The 16,151-nt window shown below is 36.9% G+C and carries 17 protein-coding genes and 2 other annotated features; of the genes, 14 read left to right on the forward strand and 3 right to left on the reverse strand.

The window, feature by feature from the left end:
• The first annotated feature begins 64 nt into the window (after positions 1–64).
• Entirely contained in the window at positions 65–460 is a 396-nt protein-coding gene (locus NSQ08_RS04880) for a PH domain-containing protein (protein ID WP_078184104.1), read from the forward strand.
• Between the two features lie 24 nt (positions 461–484).
• Here the strand turns inward: NSQ08_RS04880 and NSQ08_RS04885 are convergent, their stop codons facing one another.
• Both NSQ08_RS04885 and putP read right to left on the reverse strand, forming a co-directional pair.
• Complete coding sequence (locus tag NSQ08_RS04885) at positions 485–883, reverse strand: Ig-like domain-containing protein (protein ID WP_201051550.1); 399 nt, start codon at positions 881–883, stop codon at positions 485–487.
• A gap of 158 nt (positions 884–1,041) precedes the next feature.
• Positions 1,042–2,520 carry a sodium/proline symporter PutP gene (gene putP, locus NSQ08_RS04890; RefSeq protein ID WP_002188786.1) on the reverse strand — a complete coding sequence of 493 codons (1,479 nt, stop codon included), beginning with the start codon at positions 2,518–2,520 and terminating at the stop codon, positions 1,042–1,044.
• Between the two features lie 307 nt (positions 2,521–2,827).
• Positions 2,828–3,066, forward strand: a binding site (T-box leader).
• Positions 3,067–3,108: 42 nt separating this feature from the next.
• Positions 3,109–3,353: a binding site (T-box leader), on the forward strand.
• 51 nt (positions 3,354–3,404) lie between these two features.
• Here putP and trpE point away from each other — a divergent pair.
• From trpE to NSQ08_RS04950, 12 genes are all read left to right on the forward strand, one after another.
• Positions 3,405–4,823 carry an anthranilate synthase component I gene (trpE, locus tag NSQ08_RS04895; protein ID WP_340772196.1) on the forward strand — a complete coding sequence of 473 codons (1,419 nt, stop codon included), beginning with the start codon at positions 3,405–3,407 and terminating at the stop codon, positions 4,821–4,823.
• Positions 4,820–5,407 (forward strand): aminodeoxychorismate/anthranilate synthase component II, encoded by a 588-nt coding sequence (locus tag NSQ08_RS04900; protein WP_340772198.1) that lies wholly within the window; start codon positions 4,820–4,822, stop codon positions 5,405–5,407. The genes trpE and NSQ08_RS04900 overlap by 4 nt, the downstream gene beginning before the upstream one ends.
• Positions 5,404–6,429, forward strand: a complete 1,026-nt coding sequence (gene trpD, locus NSQ08_RS04905; protein ID WP_044437821.1) for an anthranilate phosphoribosyltransferase — start codon at positions 5,404–5,406, stop codon at positions 6,427–6,429. Before NSQ08_RS04900 ends, trpD begins: the two co-directional genes overlap by 4 nt.
• A 1-nt stretch (position 6,430) precedes the next feature.
• Positions 6,431–7,192: an indole-3-glycerol phosphate synthase TrpC gene (gene trpC / locus NSQ08_RS04910; RefSeq protein WP_078175505.1), complete on the forward strand. Its 762-nt coding sequence runs from the start codon at positions 6,431–6,433 to the stop codon at positions 7,190–7,192.
• Positions 7,189–7,803 (forward strand): phosphoribosylanthranilate isomerase, encoded by a 615-nt coding sequence (locus tag NSQ08_RS04915; protein ID WP_016119827.1) that lies wholly within the window; start codon positions 7,189–7,191, stop codon positions 7,801–7,803. The genes trpC and NSQ08_RS04915 overlap by 4 nt, the downstream gene beginning before the upstream one ends.
• The gene (gene trpB / locus NSQ08_RS04920) at positions 7,800–8,993 is read left to right on the forward strand and encodes a tryptophan synthase subunit beta (protein ID WP_002086917.1); all 1,194 of its coding nucleotides are present in this window, start codon (positions 7,800–7,802) and stop codon (positions 8,991–8,993) included. Before NSQ08_RS04915 ends, trpB begins: the two co-directional genes overlap by 4 nt.
• Positions 8,994–8,996: 3 nt before the next feature.
• Positions 8,997–9,773, forward strand: coding sequence for a tryptophan synthase subunit alpha (gene trpA / locus NSQ08_RS04925; RefSeq protein WP_002011422.1), 777 nt, complete (start codon positions 8,997–8,999; stop codon positions 9,771–9,773).
• A 74-nt stretch (positions 9,774–9,847) separates the two neighbouring features.
• Complete coding sequence (locus NSQ08_RS04930) at positions 9,848–10,198, forward strand: DUF4029 domain-containing protein (protein ID WP_002086916.1); 351 nt, start codon at positions 9,848–9,850, stop codon at positions 10,196–10,198.
• A gap of 127 nt (positions 10,199–10,325) precedes the next feature.
• Positions 10,326–11,825 (forward strand): L-lactate permease, encoded by a 1,500-nt coding sequence (locus tag NSQ08_RS04935; RefSeq protein ID WP_340772210.1) that lies wholly within the window; start codon positions 10,326–10,328, stop codon positions 11,823–11,825.
• Positions 11,826–11,906: 81 nt separating this feature from the next.
• The gene (locus tag NSQ08_RS04940) at positions 11,907–12,599 is read left to right on the forward strand and encodes a YukJ family protein (protein WP_340772212.1); all 693 of its coding nucleotides are present in this window, start codon (positions 11,907–11,909) and stop codon (positions 12,597–12,599) included.
• A 159-nt stretch (positions 12,600–12,758) separates the two neighbouring features.
• Positions 12,759–13,298 carry a sigma-70 family RNA polymerase sigma factor gene (locus NSQ08_RS04945; RefSeq protein ID WP_002202739.1) on the forward strand — a complete coding sequence of 180 codons (540 nt, stop codon included), beginning with the start codon at positions 12,759–12,761 and terminating at the stop codon, positions 13,296–13,298.
• Positions 13,299–13,302: 4 nt separating this feature from the next.
• Positions 13,303–14,274 carry a DUF4179 domain-containing protein gene (locus NSQ08_RS04950; RefSeq protein WP_340772214.1) on the forward strand — a complete coding sequence of 324 codons (972 nt, stop codon included), beginning with the start codon at positions 13,303–13,305 and terminating at the stop codon, positions 14,272–14,274.
• A gap of 45 nt (positions 14,275–14,319) precedes the next feature.
• On the opposite strand, the gene NSQ08_RS04955 is transcribed toward NSQ08_RS04950, so the two are convergent.
• On the reverse strand, positions 14,320–15,153 hold the full coding sequence (locus NSQ08_RS04955; protein WP_201051571.1) for a hypothetical protein: 834 nt from the start codon (positions 15,151–15,153) through the stop codon (positions 14,320–14,322).
• Positions 15,154–15,353: 200 nt separating this feature from the next.
• On the opposite strand from NSQ08_RS04955, the gene NSQ08_RS04960 reads away from it, so the two are divergent.
• The gene (locus NSQ08_RS04960) at positions 15,354–16,136 is read left to right on the forward strand and encodes a zinc ribbon domain-containing protein (protein ID WP_002086912.1); all 783 of its coding nucleotides are present in this window, start codon (positions 15,354–15,356) and stop codon (positions 16,134–16,136) included.
• Positions 16,137–16,151: the final 15 nt, after the last annotated feature.

The raw sequence follows: 16,151 nt of genomic DNA on the forward strand, positions 1-16,151 counted from the left end.
TGTTTTCATTGTAATAGGGAAGAGGAGGAGATTCATTGACTTAAATCAAGGGAGAGGAAGTTTAGTGGAATTTCCATCAAAAAAAGATGTATGGTTATATCCAATTCTTTGTATTGTTGTAGGTGTCTGTTTTGCTCCGATATTTGCAGGGAGCGAATATTTTCTTTTATTTTTTACAATTCCTTTAGCCATACTATTTATTTGGAGTTGGTTTTCAACAAAATATATTGTTGGGGAAGAAACAATTACAATTAGATCAGGTTTCGTTAAAAAACGCATATTTATACGAGATATAAAACAAATTTCAAATACGAAAAATCCAATAGCTGCTCATGCATTATCATTTGATCGACTTGAAATTATTTATGGATCACATCAAACAGAAATTATTTCTCCTAAAGATAAAGAACAATTCATCAATCTCGTTACAAGTAAAAATTCACACATTGAAACAAAGTAAAAGAGTGGCTACGAAGCCACTCTTTTACTTTGGATTTGTCATATAAGGTTGTACATGAATAATGCATAGGTCACGGAACTTTCCTTCAGCAGTTGTGACAATTACGACTGCTCTTCCGGCACTTTTTCCAGTAATCGTTACCGTATCACCTTTTGGATACATTGTGATAACATCAGCATTCATATTTGTCCAAATAAGTTCTGTATTCGTTGCTTGCACTGGCAAAACGGAAGCTGATAACTCAGTGCTTTGTCCAGTTCTTACTTTCAGCTTATTTTTTTTTATATGAACACCAATGACTGAAATAACAGAAGGAGCGATTGAAATTTTAGGTGGATTAGGTTGTATGTTCAAACAAGACGTAGAAGTATTTGTGATGGGTGAAAATTTTCGTGTTTGTTGTTGCTGGAAAGCTGCTAACATGTTGGAGTCCCCTTTCTGTATAAGTGCTGATACTCATACTATAAAGGAGTAGTGTTATGTTAAATTTAACGAAACATAAAGAATTTGTTAAATTTGAGAAGAAGATTGTCGAACTGTAAAGAAAGCTCTGCTGTTATCATAACAGCAGAGCTTTCTTTTTATAGATTATGACTATGTTGTTTTTCGAAATCCTCAAATTGCTCTTCAACTTCTTTTGAAGGTTGTGTTAGTAAACTAACAATTACGATTACTAGTAAACTAATAGTGAAACCAGGAATCATTTCATATAAGAATTCTTTTAAGAATTTGAACTGAGTCCAAATAATTACTGTAGCGGCACCAGAGATCATACCAGCAAGTGCGCCCCACTTCGTCATACGTTTCCAATATAAGCTTAATAAAATAGCAGGTCCGAATGAAGAACCAAATCCAGCCCAAGCGTATCCAACAAGAGCTAAAATTGTATCATTTTGTTTAAGTGCTAATGCACATCCAATTAAAGCGATAACAAGAACAGCCATACGACCGACAAATACAAGTTCTTTATCAGAAGCAGAACGTTTAAAGAATGTACGATATAAATCTTCTGTTATAGCACTCGAAGTAACGAGTAACTGAGATGAAATTGTACTCATAACCGCTGCTAAAATAGCTGCTAATAAAAATCCAGTAATAAGTGGATGGAATAAAATAGTGCCAAGTTCAACGAAAATCGTTTCTGGATCAGAAAGTTTTAAACCTGCTTTTGAATAGTACGCAATACCGATAAGGCCAGTAAACATAGCTCCGACAACAGAAAAAATCATCCAGCTCATACCAATACGTCGTGCGCTTTTAATTTCTTTTACAGAAGAAATTGCCATAAAGCGTACGATAATATGTGGTTGTCCAACATAACCAAGGCCCCATGCGAATAATGAAATAATTCCTAATACAGAAGTACCTTTAAAAATATCTAATAATGCCGGATCGATAGATTTAATTGTTTCAAATGCTGGACCAAGTCCATTTACGTGCATAATTGTTACGACTGGAACAAGAATAAGAGCGACTACCATAATGATTCCTTGCACGAAGTCTGTCCAACTTACAGCTAAAAACCCACCAAATAATGTGTAAGCTACGACAACTCCACCAACGATAAGAAGACCAACATGGTAATTGAGTCCAAATGAATTTTCGAATAATACAGCGCCAGAGACAAATCCTGAAGCTACATAAAACGTGAAAAATATCATAATAACAAGTCCAGATACTAGGCGTAGCATATGGGATTTGTCGTGGAAACGGTGTTCCAAAAATTCTGGGATAGTAATAGAGTTGTTTGCAATTTCAGAGTAGGTACGTAAGCGAGGAGCGACATAGATCCAGTTTGCGTATGCGCCTAATGTTAGGCCGATCGCAATCCAACTACTACTTAATCCAACGCTAAACATTGCACCGGGTAAGCCCATTAAAAGCCAACCACTCATATCAGCTGCTCCAGCACTTAATGCTGTTACTGCGGGGCCTAGTGTACGCCCGCCAAGCATATAATCTGTTAAGTTGGATGTTCGTTTGTAGGCGAAATAGCCAATTACTAACATCCCGAGCATGTAAATAGAGATAGAAGTTAAAGTTAACATCTGCGTACTCATGTAGTTCCCCTTCCTTTTGTCATGTCTTTTGATGCGTTATGCATATTTATAATCTATCATGATTATTCTGAAAAATCCATACAGAAATACGAATTTTCAGAAATGTAAGCGTTTTTTGACATCATTTTAATTTTTTAATATATAAATTTCAGACGAAAAAACCTTAATTTTAATAGAGTATTTATTATATTTACATAAAAACACGTTGTTTTGTCAATATAATATTGAAAGAAGGGAGAAATATTTTTTTGAAAAAAGTATTGACTTGTGAAAAAAGTTAGGTCTATAATGAGTGCAACTTAAAAAAATGCAAGCGTTGATGAAGAAGAGTACACATGATGAACATGTCAGAGAGCTGATGGTTGGTGCGAATCAGTATGGGATTGATGTGGAATGGGCTTCGGAGCTTCCAAACCGAAACGAAAGAAGTAGGCTTTGGCGACATGATCTCATCGATACAAGAGACACGTATTATTTTTTGATACGGCAAAGTGCGTTACATTCGTAACGAATTAAGGTGGCACCACGGGAGTACCCGTCCTTTCTATAGGATGAGTACTCCCTTTTTGTGTACAAAAAATTAAATATGTTAAATCGTTTAAGTAAGAAGAGTACGTATATTGGAGACGTTTCAGAGAGCCGGGGACAGGTGGGAGCCCGGTGCGGTGCCATATACGGAATGGGCTTACGAGAGGTATGCTGAACAATTATTTTCAGTAGGCAACCCGGGTTCCGCCGTTACAAGGATAAGGTATATATTTTGTACCTGAATAAAGCGGGATGCTTTTGCGTCCAACCTGAGGTGGTACCACGGTAAATTTATCGTCCTCTACATATTTCGATATGTAGGGGACTTTTTTATTTTTCAGAGTGAGGTGAAAGGCATGATGACAAAAGAGGAATTTATGAAGCAAAAAGAACAAAGAAACACATTTTTAGTAATTGCTGAAGAAGAAGGAGATAGCATTACGCCAATTTCTTTATATAGACGTATGAAGGGAAAGAAAAAGTTTTTATTAGAAAGTTCGCAGCTTCATCAAGATAAAGGGCGCTATTCTTACTTAGGGTGTAATCCTTATGGAGAAGTGAAAAGCGTTGGTATAGAAGTAGAGCGAATGATGTATGGGAAAAAAGAAAAGCTGCAGGGTAACGTACTGCAAATGCTAGAAGAGGTAATCGCACCAGCGCAAGTAGACAGTCCATTTCCGTTTTGCGGGGGAGCAGTTGGATATATTGGCTATGACGTCATTCGGCAGTATGAAAACATTGGAGCAGATTTACACGATCCATTAAATATTCCAGAAGTACACCTTTTACTATATCGTGAGTTTACCGTTTACGATCATTTACGCCAAAAGTTGTCATTTGTATATGTATGCAGGGAAGACGATTCAGCTTCTTATGAAGAAGTATACGAAAGATTGCAAGTATACAAAGAGGAAGTGCTAAAGGGAGAAGAAGCGGAAGTAAGTGAAATACAATCAATATTATCATTCACTTCTTCAATAACTGAAAAAGAATTTTGTGAAATGGTAGAAACAGCGAAAGAATACATTCGGGCCGGAGATATTTTCCAAGTTGTATTATCCCAGCGTTTGCAAAGTGAATGTATTGGAGATCCATTTGCATTATACCGGAAACTTCGAATTGCAAATCCATCACCATATATGTTCTATATCGATTTTCAAGATTATGTTGTACTTGGCTCTTCGCCGGAAAGTTTGTTATCAGTAAGAGAGGATAAAGTGATGACAAACCCAATTGCTGGTACGAGGCCGAGAGGGAAAACGAAGCAGGAAGATGAGGAAATCGAAAAAGAACTGTTAGGAAATGAGAAAGAGCGAGCAGAGCATATGATGCTTGTGGACCTAGGACGAAATGATATTGGCAGAGTAAGTGAAATTGGCTCTGTGACGATAGATAAATATATGAAAGTAGAAAAATACTCTCACGTTATGCACATTGTATCTGAAGTTTACGGAATATTGCGAAAACAAACGAGTGGATTTGATGCATTAGCGTATTGTTTACCAGCTGGTACAGTATCAGGTGCTCCGAAAATAAGGGCGATGGAAATTATTAATACGTTAGAGCATGAAAAAAGAAATGTATATGCCGGAGCGGTTGGATATATTTCATTCTCAGGAAACCTTGATATGGCGCTAGCAATTCGAACGATGGTTGTAAAAGACGAGAAAGCGTACGTTCAGGCAGGAGCGGGTATCGTCTACGATTCAGACCCGGTTGCTGAATATGAAGAAACATTAAATAAAGCGAGAGCGCTTTTGGAGGTTATGAAATGATTGTACTTATCGATAATTATGATTCGTTCACATATAACTTGTATCAACTATTAGGCGAGTACGAGAAAGAAATTGTTGTCGTAAGAAATGATCAAATAACAATTGAACAATTAGAGGAGATGAAGCCGAAAGGAATTGTGCTCTCGCCAGGACCTGGGAAACCAGAAGATGCTGGAATTTGTATCGATGTTATTCGTCATTTTTATCAGAACGTTCCCATCTTAGGGATTTGCCTTGGCCATCAAGCGATCATATCCGCATTTGGAGGAGAAATTGTTAGAGCAGAGCGCATTAAACACGGAAAAACATCGCGTGTGAAACATAACGGAACGTCAATCTTTTCGTACGTAACGCAGCCGTTAACAGCGATGCGTTACCATTCACTCGTCGCAGTGCAAAATAGTTTGCCGCAGTGTTTTGACATACTTGCGACAGCGATGGATGACGGAGAAATCATGGCAGTTCGTCACAACTATTATCCGCTCTTCGGATTACAGTTTCACCCAGAATCAATTGCAACAGAAGAAGGCGGAAAGTTAATACGTGCCTTTTTAGCAGAAGTGAAAGAGGAGGAGAGAGTATGAACAGTTATCTTCGAAAATTAGTAGAGGGACAACATTTAACAGAAGAAGAAATGTATGAAGCGGGACTTCTTTTATTAAGTGACAACATATTGGAAAGTGAAGTTGCAGCTTTCTTAGTATTGCTGAAAGCGAAAGGCGAAACAGCAGAAGAAATATACGGTCTCGTTCGTGCTCTTCGCGAAAAGGCATTACCGTTTTCAAATCATATAAAAGGCGCGATGGACAATTGCGGAACGGGTGGTGACGGTGCGCAAACATTCAATATTAGTACAACATCGGCATTTGTACTTGCCGGAGCTGGTGTAAAGGTTGCGAAACATGGAAACCGCGCTGTTTCTAGTAAAACAGGAAGTGCCGATTTATTAGAAGAACTCGGTGTAAACATAAGCTGTACGCCGGGTGAGATTGACTATTTATTAGAGAATGTAGGTATTGCCTTCTTATTCGCACCAGCGATGCATCCAGCATTAAGACGCATTATGAAAATAAGAAAAGAATTAAACGTTCCGACGATCTTTAACTTAATTGGACCGTTGACGAATCCGGTTAATTTAGAAACACAATTTGTCGGTATTTATAAGCGAGATATGTTATTGCCGGTAGCGGAAGTATTGCAGAAACTTGGCAGAAAACAAGCGCTCGTCGTAAACGGAAGTGGCTTTTTAGATGAAGCATCATTACAGGGAGAAAATCATGTCGTCGTTTTAAAAGATAATGAAATAGTAGAAATGAGTATTGATCCAGAAAAGTATGGTTTTTCAAGAGTGAAAAATGAAGAAATTAGAGGTGGGAATTCAAAAGAAAATGCAAAGATTACGCTCGGAGTATTAAGCGGAGAAAAGAGTGTCTATCGCGATACTGTTTTATTAAATGCAGGTCTAGCCCTTTTCGCAAATGGAAGAGCAGAAACGATTGAAGAAGGAATTACACTAGCGGCACATAGCATTGACTCTGGAAAAGCATTAGCCAAACTAAACTTATTAATTGCAGCAAGCCATGAAAAATTAGAAAGGGTGAATTAAAATGGGGACGATTTTAGACAAAATTGTAGAGCAAAAGAAAGTAGAAGTTGCGGAGTTATATGAAACATATTCACCAGTGAAAGAAAAAAGGAAAACACACTCACTTGTAAAAGCTTTAGAGCGGTTTACTGTAATAGCAGAGGTAAAGCGAGCGTCTCCATCAAAAGGCGATATTAATTTACACGTTGATGTGCCAAAACAAGTGAAAACATATGAAGAATGCGGTGCTGGAGCAGTTTCGGTTTTAACAGACGGTCAATTTTTTAAAGGGTCGTTTCACGACTTACAAACGGCAAGAGCAGAAAGTAACATTCCGCTTTTATGTAAAGATTTTATAATCGATAAAATCCAAATTGATAGAGCGTATGAAGCTGGTGCAGATCTTATTTTATTAATTGTTGCAGCATTGTCAAAAGAGAAATTAAACGAGCTTTATAACTACGTGCTAGAAAAAGGATTAGAAGCGATTGTTGAAGTTCATGATGAACAGGAATTAGAAATTGCAATCCGATTAAATCCGCACGTTATCGGTATTAACAACCGTAATTTAAAAACATTTGAAGTAGATTTAAGCCAAACTGAAAAGCTCGGAAAACGACTGAATGAGGAAAACCTACTTTGGATTAGTGAAAGCGGCATTCATTCAAAAGAAGATATTATTCGCGTCAAACGAGCTGGTGCAAAAGGTGTATTAGTTGGAGAAGCACTTATGACATCATCTTCTATAAGTAACTTTTTCGAAGACTGTAAGGTGAACATATGAAAGTGAAAATTTGCGGCATCACTGATGTTGAAACAGCAAAACATGCTTGCGAATACGGAGCAGATGCAATTGGATTTGTTTTTGCAGAAAGTAAGCGGAAAATCACTCCAGGACAAGCGAAAGAAATTATTGGGGAAATTCCAGCCCACGTTTTCAAGGTAGGTGTTTTCGTAAATGAATCAGTCGAAGTGATCCAGAAAATTGCAGAGGAGTGCGGGTTAACGCATGTGCAACTACATGGGGATGAAGACAATCATCAAATTAGGAGATTGAATATTCCGTCTATAAAAGCGGTAGGAGTAGCTTTAGAGAAAGATATTGAATATGCGAAAAAATACGATACAGATTATCTGTTATTTGATAGCCCGAAAGAAAAGTTCCACGGAGGAAACGGAAAGACATTCTCATGGGAGTTACTCGCACATATGCCAAACGAGTTGCGAGAGAAAACGATATTAGCTGGCGGATTAAACATCCTTAATATAGAAGAAGCAATTCGAACCGTTCAGCCATATATGATCGATGTGAGCAGCGGAGTAGAGACAGAAGGAAAGAAAGATCTAAAGAAAATAAAACAATTTATTAAAAAAGCGAAGGAGTGTTCAAAATGAACTACGCATATCCAGATGAAAAAGGTCATTACGGTATATACGGAGGACGATACGTTCCAGAAACATTAATGCAATCCGTATTAGAACTAGAAGAAGCATATAAAGAAGCGATGCAAGATGAAGCGTTTCAAAAGGAATTAGATCATTATTTACAAACGTATGTTGGAAGAGAAACACCGCTTTATTTTGCGGAAAATATGACGAAGTATTGCGGCGGAGCAAAGATTTATTTAAAGCGTGAAGATTTGAATCATACGGGAGCTCATAAAATTAACAATACAATTGGTCAGGCACTTCTTGCGGTAAGAATGGGTAAGAAAAAAGTTGTCGCTGAAACAGGAGCAGGACAACACGGAGTTGCAACAGCTACTGTATGTGCACTTTTCGGTTTAGAATGCGTCATCTTCATGGGAGAAGAAGATGTGAGACGACAAAAATTAAACGTGTTCCGAATGGAATTACTCGGAGCGAAAGTAGAAAGCGTAGCGGCAGGTAGCGGCACGTTGAAAGATGCGGTAAACGAGGCGCTTCGTTACTGGGTTTCACATGTACACGATACGCACTACATTATGGGATCAGTTCTCGGGCCACATCCATTCCCGCAAATTGTTCGTGATTTCCAAAGTGTAATTGGGAAAGAAACGAAAAAGCAATACGAAGCGTTAGAAGGAAAATTACCAGAAGCAGTCGTTGCTTGTATTGGCGGTGGTAGTAACGCAATGGGAATGTTTTATCCGTTCGTACACGATGAAGAAGTTGCTCTTTACGGTGTTGAAGCAGCTGGGAAAGGTGTTCACACAGAAAAGCACGCAGCCACTTTAACGAAAGGAAGTGTCGGTGTTTTACACGGATCGATGATGTACCTTCTGCAAAATGAAGAAGGGCAAATTCAAGAAGCGCACTCTATTTCGGCAGGGCTGGATTACCCGGGTGTTGGGCCAGAACATAGCTTGCTAAAAGATATTGGCCGCGTTTCTTATCATTCCATTACAGATGAAGAAGCGTTAGAAGCATTTCAATTATTAACGAAAAAAGAAGGGATTATCCCGGCATTAGAAAGTTCACATGCTGTTGCATACGCTTTAAAACTAGCGCCGCAAATGAAGAAAGACGAAGGACTTGTCATTTGTTTATCCGGCCGCGGTGATAAAGATGTAGAGAGTATAAAACGTTATATGGAAGAGGTGTAAAAAATGGGAGTAGAAAAAATTATAGCAGCGTTTGAAAATGGCAAGAAAGCATTTATTCCGTATGTAATGGGCGGAGATGGTGGACTTGAAAAGTTAAAAGAAAGAATTCGTTTTCTTGATGAAGCAGGAGCAAGCATCGTTGAAATCGGTATTCCGTTCTCAGATCCAGTCGCAGACGGTCCAACTATTCAAAGGGCAGGAAAAAGAGCATTAGATAGCGGTGTAACATTGAAAGGTATTTTTCAAGCATTAATAGAGGTGAGGCAAGAAGTTCAAATTCCATTTGTACTTATGACATATTTAAATCCAGTACTCGCATTCGGAAAGGAACGTTTCATTGAGAGCTGTCTTGAAGCAGGGGTGGACGGTATTATCGTTCCAGACTTACCGTATGAAGAACAAGACATTATTGCACCGCTCCTTCGCGTGGCGAATATCGCTTTAATTCCACTCGTTACCGTAACGAGCCCTATTGAACGAATCGAAAAAATTACGAGTGAATCACAAGGATTCGTCTACGCCGTTACAGTAGCGGGCGTAACGGGAGTACGTCAAAACTTTAAAGATGAGATTCGTAGTTACTTAGAAAAAGTAAAAGCACACGTCCACTTACCAGTAGTCGCAGGATTCGGTATTTCAACACGAGAACAAATTGAAGAAATGATTACAATATGTGACGGCGTTGTCGTTGGAAGTAAAGTCATTGAGCTGTTAGAAAATGAAAAGCGAGAAGAAATTTGTGAGTTAATACATGCAGTAAAAGAAACAGAAGAGGCTTAAGTCTCTTCTGTTTCTTTTGTGTAATAAATGTTAAAATATACAGAAAATACTTATAACTTAGAGGGTGAGAAGGCATGCTAAGACGTAAACTATTATATCTTCTTTTAACTGTACCATTATACGCTTGGCTCATTAGCATGACGAAAATAGAGTTGATGGCTCTGTTTTTAGGATATGTATTCATCTTTTCCCAATTAAATCGAATACAAGAGCAATCTATTTTAGAAGTATGTATATTTTCGGTTAGTATAGAACTATTTAGTATCGTTTCGATTGTATTATTAAGTGAATTATTCCAATGGATCCATTCATTTGAATTAATAAAACTTGGGAATATTGTATTGCAAGTAATATGTGCTTATATTGTGTTTGTTGTACTAGAAAAAATGATTGGACAGCAGACGGTTTTTCAGGATAAAAGATAAAATATTAGTTATTCAAAAAAGGAGCCAAGCAGCTCCTTTTTTAAATCTGTTATAAAAATAATTGAAAATCATAACATCTGTTATATAATAGTTAAAAATTGCAATTTTTACGAAAAGAGATGATAGCATGGCCATATTGTTGGCACTTATCCCGATTATGATGATTTTTATTTGTTTGTTTTTGTTTAAACAAACGTCATTAAGAGCCTCATTAATCTCTTATGCCGTTTCTGTTGGAATCGTTTTACTTTCGCCAACGTTTCAATTAGGGATAAGTGAAACTGTACACGCAACAATTAAAGGGTGGTTAATTTGTTTTATTGTCGGATACGTTTTATTTTTCGGTATTTTTTTATTTCACCTCATGAACAAAATGGGATACATCGATCAAGTAGCGCGTTTTCTAGAAGAAGTTACGCACGATCGCTTACTACAAATGCTTCTTATGTGTTTTGGTATTTGTCCACTTATTGAATCAGTGAGTGGATTCGGAATTGGTTTTATGGTCGCAGCACCTATTTTTCTTTCGCTCGGTTATAAACCGTTTCAAGCTGTGCTACTATCGTTTATCGGTTTACTTGCAAGTTCATGGGGCGCGATGGCAACGGGTACGATTATCGGTTCTCAGCTTATTAACATGCCGCTCACAACTCTTGGTACAAATACAGCATTATTAAGCATCCCGATTTTCGCATATTTTATCTTCCTTTCTTTATACGTTGTTGGTGGCTGGCAGGCAGTTATAGAAAAGTGGAAGGAAGGGATAGGATTCTTTCTATTATTTTCTCTCGGAATCTATCTTTCTAACGCATACGTAAGTGTGGAACTAGCAGGGATATTAAGTTCTATCGTTACCATTACATTTGGCTTTCTAATCATTAAATTAAAAGGGAAAAGTGAGCAAAACTTTATAACAGAACATGCTGCGGCTGTAGAGAGAGAAGTATCTATTATAAAAATTATTAGCCCTTATATATTCTTAACAGTTTGTATTTTACTTTCTCGCCTCGTTCCAGCATTACATGATTTTCTTAGGTCATATGCAGTTCTCGATTTAAAATCATACTCTTACAAACTAGAGTTACTATATTCGCCAGGGTTTTGGCTCGCCATGACTTGTTTATTTACAATTATTTTCTTCCGCATTCCATCTAATATTATGAAACAATCACTCTCGCAAACGATAAGACAATGGATTCCATTCGCAATTACAACGACGATGTTCATCGCCATTTCAGAACTAATGGGTGCATCTGGTATGCATTCATTACTCGCAAAAACAGCTGGTGAAACATTTGGGACATTTTTCGTTTTCGTTGCTCCGTTTATTGGGGGAATCGGCGGCTTTTTAACAGGTAGTAACGCAGGATCAAATGCGATGTTTATAAAGCTACAAATGCAAACAGCCCAAAACGTAGCACTTCCGTGGCAATACGTCACAACACTACAAAACACCGCATCATCAGTAGCGACAATCGCTTGTCCATCACGGATTACACTAGGTGCGTACTTATGTAATATCCCGTATCGTGAAAATGAACTATTAAAGAAGACGACGTTTATGATCTTTGGTGCGGTGTTACTTGTAGTGGTAGAGGTTATTGTTTGGTATATGTTGAGAAATTAAAAATCCTCCTAGCATAGGAGGATTTTTTTTATGATTGGATAATGTTTTAAATATGAAAAGCTTCTACTAAATGAATAGGAGATGAAATGTATGCCCCTAAAAAACTACGGCGTGTTAAAAGGTACAGTTGTACAATCTAAGATTGGAAAAGGGAAAACACCTCATTATCAAGTTCATTTACAAGGCGAAGCAGAAGTAGATTATCGTATTGCAATTAACGTAAAGTCGCAAAGTTATCCGTCAGAAGTTTTATATTTTGCAAGCGAACATATTGATTCGGAAGCTATTCACATTTTACCGACATTACCGTTTGGGTTTACAGAAGTGAAAAACAATGAGCCGAAAGTAGCTTTAGATTATGTAAGAGGTAATTTATTTGATTCAAAGCAAATGATTCCTTTACCTGCTGAAAAATCGGGATCTGATAATGATTTAAATGAGAAAATAGAACGTTATATAAAACGAGCAATAGATGAGAAAGCAATTATTTATGCGTTTGGTGAAAGGTGGGGACCAGAAGAAAAGGTTCCGGATTCGTATTTTCATTTTACACCTGGAAACGGTATACACGATATTCATATGAATCAAGGGAATGTAGAGAAATGGCAAGGTGATGATGGCAAATGGCAAGACGGTGGGATATTGATTCACTTTGAGAAGAAGGAAGAGTGGATTGGTATTTTTCTTGCCTTTCAGTCACAGTCATGGTGTACGGATGAAGAAGGGCATGCTCGTGTTCCGGTTGAGCATTGTGATTATAAGAGAAATAACTGATGAGAAGAGCTAGTTCAAAATGGACTAGCTCTTCTCATTGTATACAAGATATATAGTGATGAAATTATGTTTGTAATATTAAAAAATGGTGATAGGGTTATTGATTTTTATTCGTATTAGAAAGTAGGTACCCAATTAGCAGGACAAGGAGGTCTACCTTTGAAGATAACGGAAGAAAATGTTGTGCAACAAATTAAAAAGCGTAATGAGAAAAGCGTTACGTTTATTATTCAAACATACGGCGGTTTACTAAGCGTGATTATTAAAAGATATGTACAGAGTAATCAGCAAGATTATGAAGAATGCTTAGATGATGTATTATTAGCCATTTGGTTTCATATCGATTCATTTGATTCAAGTAAAAATACGTTTAAACAATGGATAGCAGCCATTGCTAAATATCGGGCAATTGATTATCAGCGGAAAAATGCGAGAAATCAGCAACAAACTGTCTGTACAGAGATTAATGATCGTCTGTATCAAGAACAAAGAAAACAAAATGACTTCTTAGACGTACAGGAATTGCTTAGTGAGTTGTCAGCAACAGAGCGGAACATTTTTGAAAAGTATTATTTAGAAGGTGTACCGTCTCGTGAAATTGCTTCCCATCTTAACGTGAAAGAATCATGGATTCATAACAAACTGTCACGCGGACGAAAAAAGCTCAAACAGATTTTTATTTTTAAAAATGGAGTGTGAGGGCATGTCTATTTATAAAGAGTTAAATGATATTCAGCTAGATATCACAGAGTTTGAGGAGACTCCCTTAACCAAAATAGAGGAAAAGCAGTGGGAAAAACGTGTGAAAAATAAGCTACGCAAAAATAAAAAAACAAAAAAATGGTTCGGGGTCGCAGCAGCTTGCATGTTAATTGTCAGTATTACAGTGCCACTTGGACAAACATCTTTAGCAAATATGCCATTTATTGCGGGATTGATTGAAAAATATATTGATAAACAGCAACCACTTGACTATTCTCCCTATAAAATGGCTATTGGGAAAACTGCTGAAAATAAATACGGTAAACTGACGTTAAATGAGGTATTAGTGGATGACAATAAATTATTCATCAGTTCAACATTTGAGCCAGCGAAGGGTGTGAAATTTGATTATCAAACATATTTAATTCCACAGGTACGAATAAATGGGCGTGACTTTTCTAATACAAAGGATGCACAATCAATTGAAGTAAATGATTCTATGTTTACAATTTACGGTGGTATCGAGTTAAGTGAAATGCCACAAACTGATGAACTTCAAATCGAAATTACTTATGATACATTCAACAGAGATACTGTAATTGAGCAACCATGGATATTTGCTATTGAAGTATCACAAGCTCAGTTGATGAAAGAGAAGCGGACGTTTGATTTAAATGAAACAATTGCTTTATACGATGGCAATAAAGTAACTGTTAACAAAGTAGTTTCTACGCCGATTTCCACAACGATTTATTATGATGTGCCACAAAGTACAAATGAAGATATTTATTTTAAAATCGAATCAGAATCTGGGGAAGCACATACATTTAAAGAGGTGGTTATATCGAATGAAGATGGCGGTATTTCTTTTAGTAGATTTGATGGAATAAATGTAGCGGTGGGAAAATATTCACTTGTACCGTATTCGGGGAAAGAAAACAAAAAAATTGGACCACCTATTCCGATTCAATAACTTATTAAAGCTGATAAATAATTATTTAAGGAGAGAAGAGGACGTTCACAATGAACGCCCTCTTCTCATTTTATAAAACCCAAAACTAACAAGTGTAGAAATACAAGAGAAAAGAAGCGCTACACTAGAAAATGCAATGAGATACATATTATACTTCATCATTTTACCGATTAGTTGGTTACTATCGTACTGAAACAGTCCCGCTATTATATTGAATAAAAATAATAAGATAAACATGACGATGACGCCGTCTATTGATCCTTTAATGTCTGGTTTACTTAAAGCGATATGTGCGGAAATACAAATAGCGATAAATAAAAATAACCAAAATGAAGGAGTCAATAAATTGCTCATTGTAAATAGACTTTTTAATAAAAAGAATGTTGATAAAAACATGTTTTGGATCATGTCTAAGTTAATAGAAGTCGATGCAACAGTTGTTTCGAGATTCGTATTAAATAAAGAATATGACGCTGGTACGAAATAGCGCATTAAAAGTATTAAGGCAGTAATACCAGAAATAATAGGACCGATGCCGATAAAGAAATTACCGATTCGTTGGTATATACTTTTTTGATTGTATTGATGTTGTACGTAACCTAAAGCTCCCTGACTTGTATCTGTTGGGAAAAACTGCGTTGCTACAATTTTATGACGAAATAATAGACACATAATTGCATGTCCAAGCTCATGAACGGGAACACCAATCCACGCGGTTAAAAGAAAGCCTTTCCTACCAAAAGCTCTCGACCAATACGTTCGTGTGAGAGATTCTAAATAACCTAATATAAATCCAATTACAATGATGACACCAATTAAAGAAAATAATTGGATCACACTTGTAAGGAGTGTTTGAAAAATCGAGTTTACAAATTCCACTGTCTTCATCCAATCTGTTTAAAGTTTCACTTTATTTGCTCTGTTTCATAATAACATTATTTTTCTATATTACTAGCACACATAGTTTCGTTTAAAAGAAGGATTTCATATTCTTTTTCTTGTAGTCATGTTTTATGTACAAAGTCATATATTGAATTTGTAACACCCTATAAGGTATATGCTTAAGGAGGGATGAGAGAATGAAATGTCCGGCATGTAATACTGAAAATGCAGCGGAAGCAAGGTTTTGCGGAAATTGTGGACATTCGTTAACGGAAGAAGTGGTAGCGAGTGGTGGGCAGGAAGAAGGGCAGCTATCGCGCCCGGCACGAGTAAAGGAAACTCGTCCGAATGAAACGGTAGAGCAAGTGAAACAATTTGCAAGTGGCTATTTTCAGTTCTTTAAAAATGCTTTTAAATCACCATCGGCCATTATGGAAAGTGGAAATATTGAAGTGCGAAATGGAATTGTAAGTCTTGTGCTTATTTGCTTTTTAGGAGCATGTATTTTTTATAGAATGATGAGCGCAGCGGCGACTGTTACAAGGACATTAGTGCCAGATATAGCTACTCCTACTTTCTTTGGAGAATCTGTAATGGTCTTTTTCTTTTTATTAATTTTAACTTTATTTGTCGGATTTATTATTTTTGTAAGTGGTAAGATGATGAAATCATCTTTTTCTTTTCTTGAAGCATTCGGTATATGGGGGACGATAGCGACGCCAGCTATTGCTATACTAGTTCTTTCTTTTCTATTTAGTTTCCTATTGATCTTTTTTTTACCAATCTTATTAGGGCTGGCTACAACATATATGGGAATTAGTATAATTGTAGCTATATTAAAACTAGACAACGGCGGAGTAGATCCTGTTTACACACTTATTATCGCAAATGTTTTAATCGGAATTGCAACGTTTATCGTGTTTTGGTCTTACATTAAAACGATAATCCAAACCTTTATCGGGGGATTAACAGGCTTCTAACGAAAAGGTGGTTGA

Origin of the sequence: Bacillus sp. FSL E2-8887 (assembly GCF_038007205.1) — a bacterium.
GTDB lineage: Bacteria > Bacillota > Bacilli > Bacillales > Bacillaceae_G > Bacillus_A > Bacillus_A mycoides.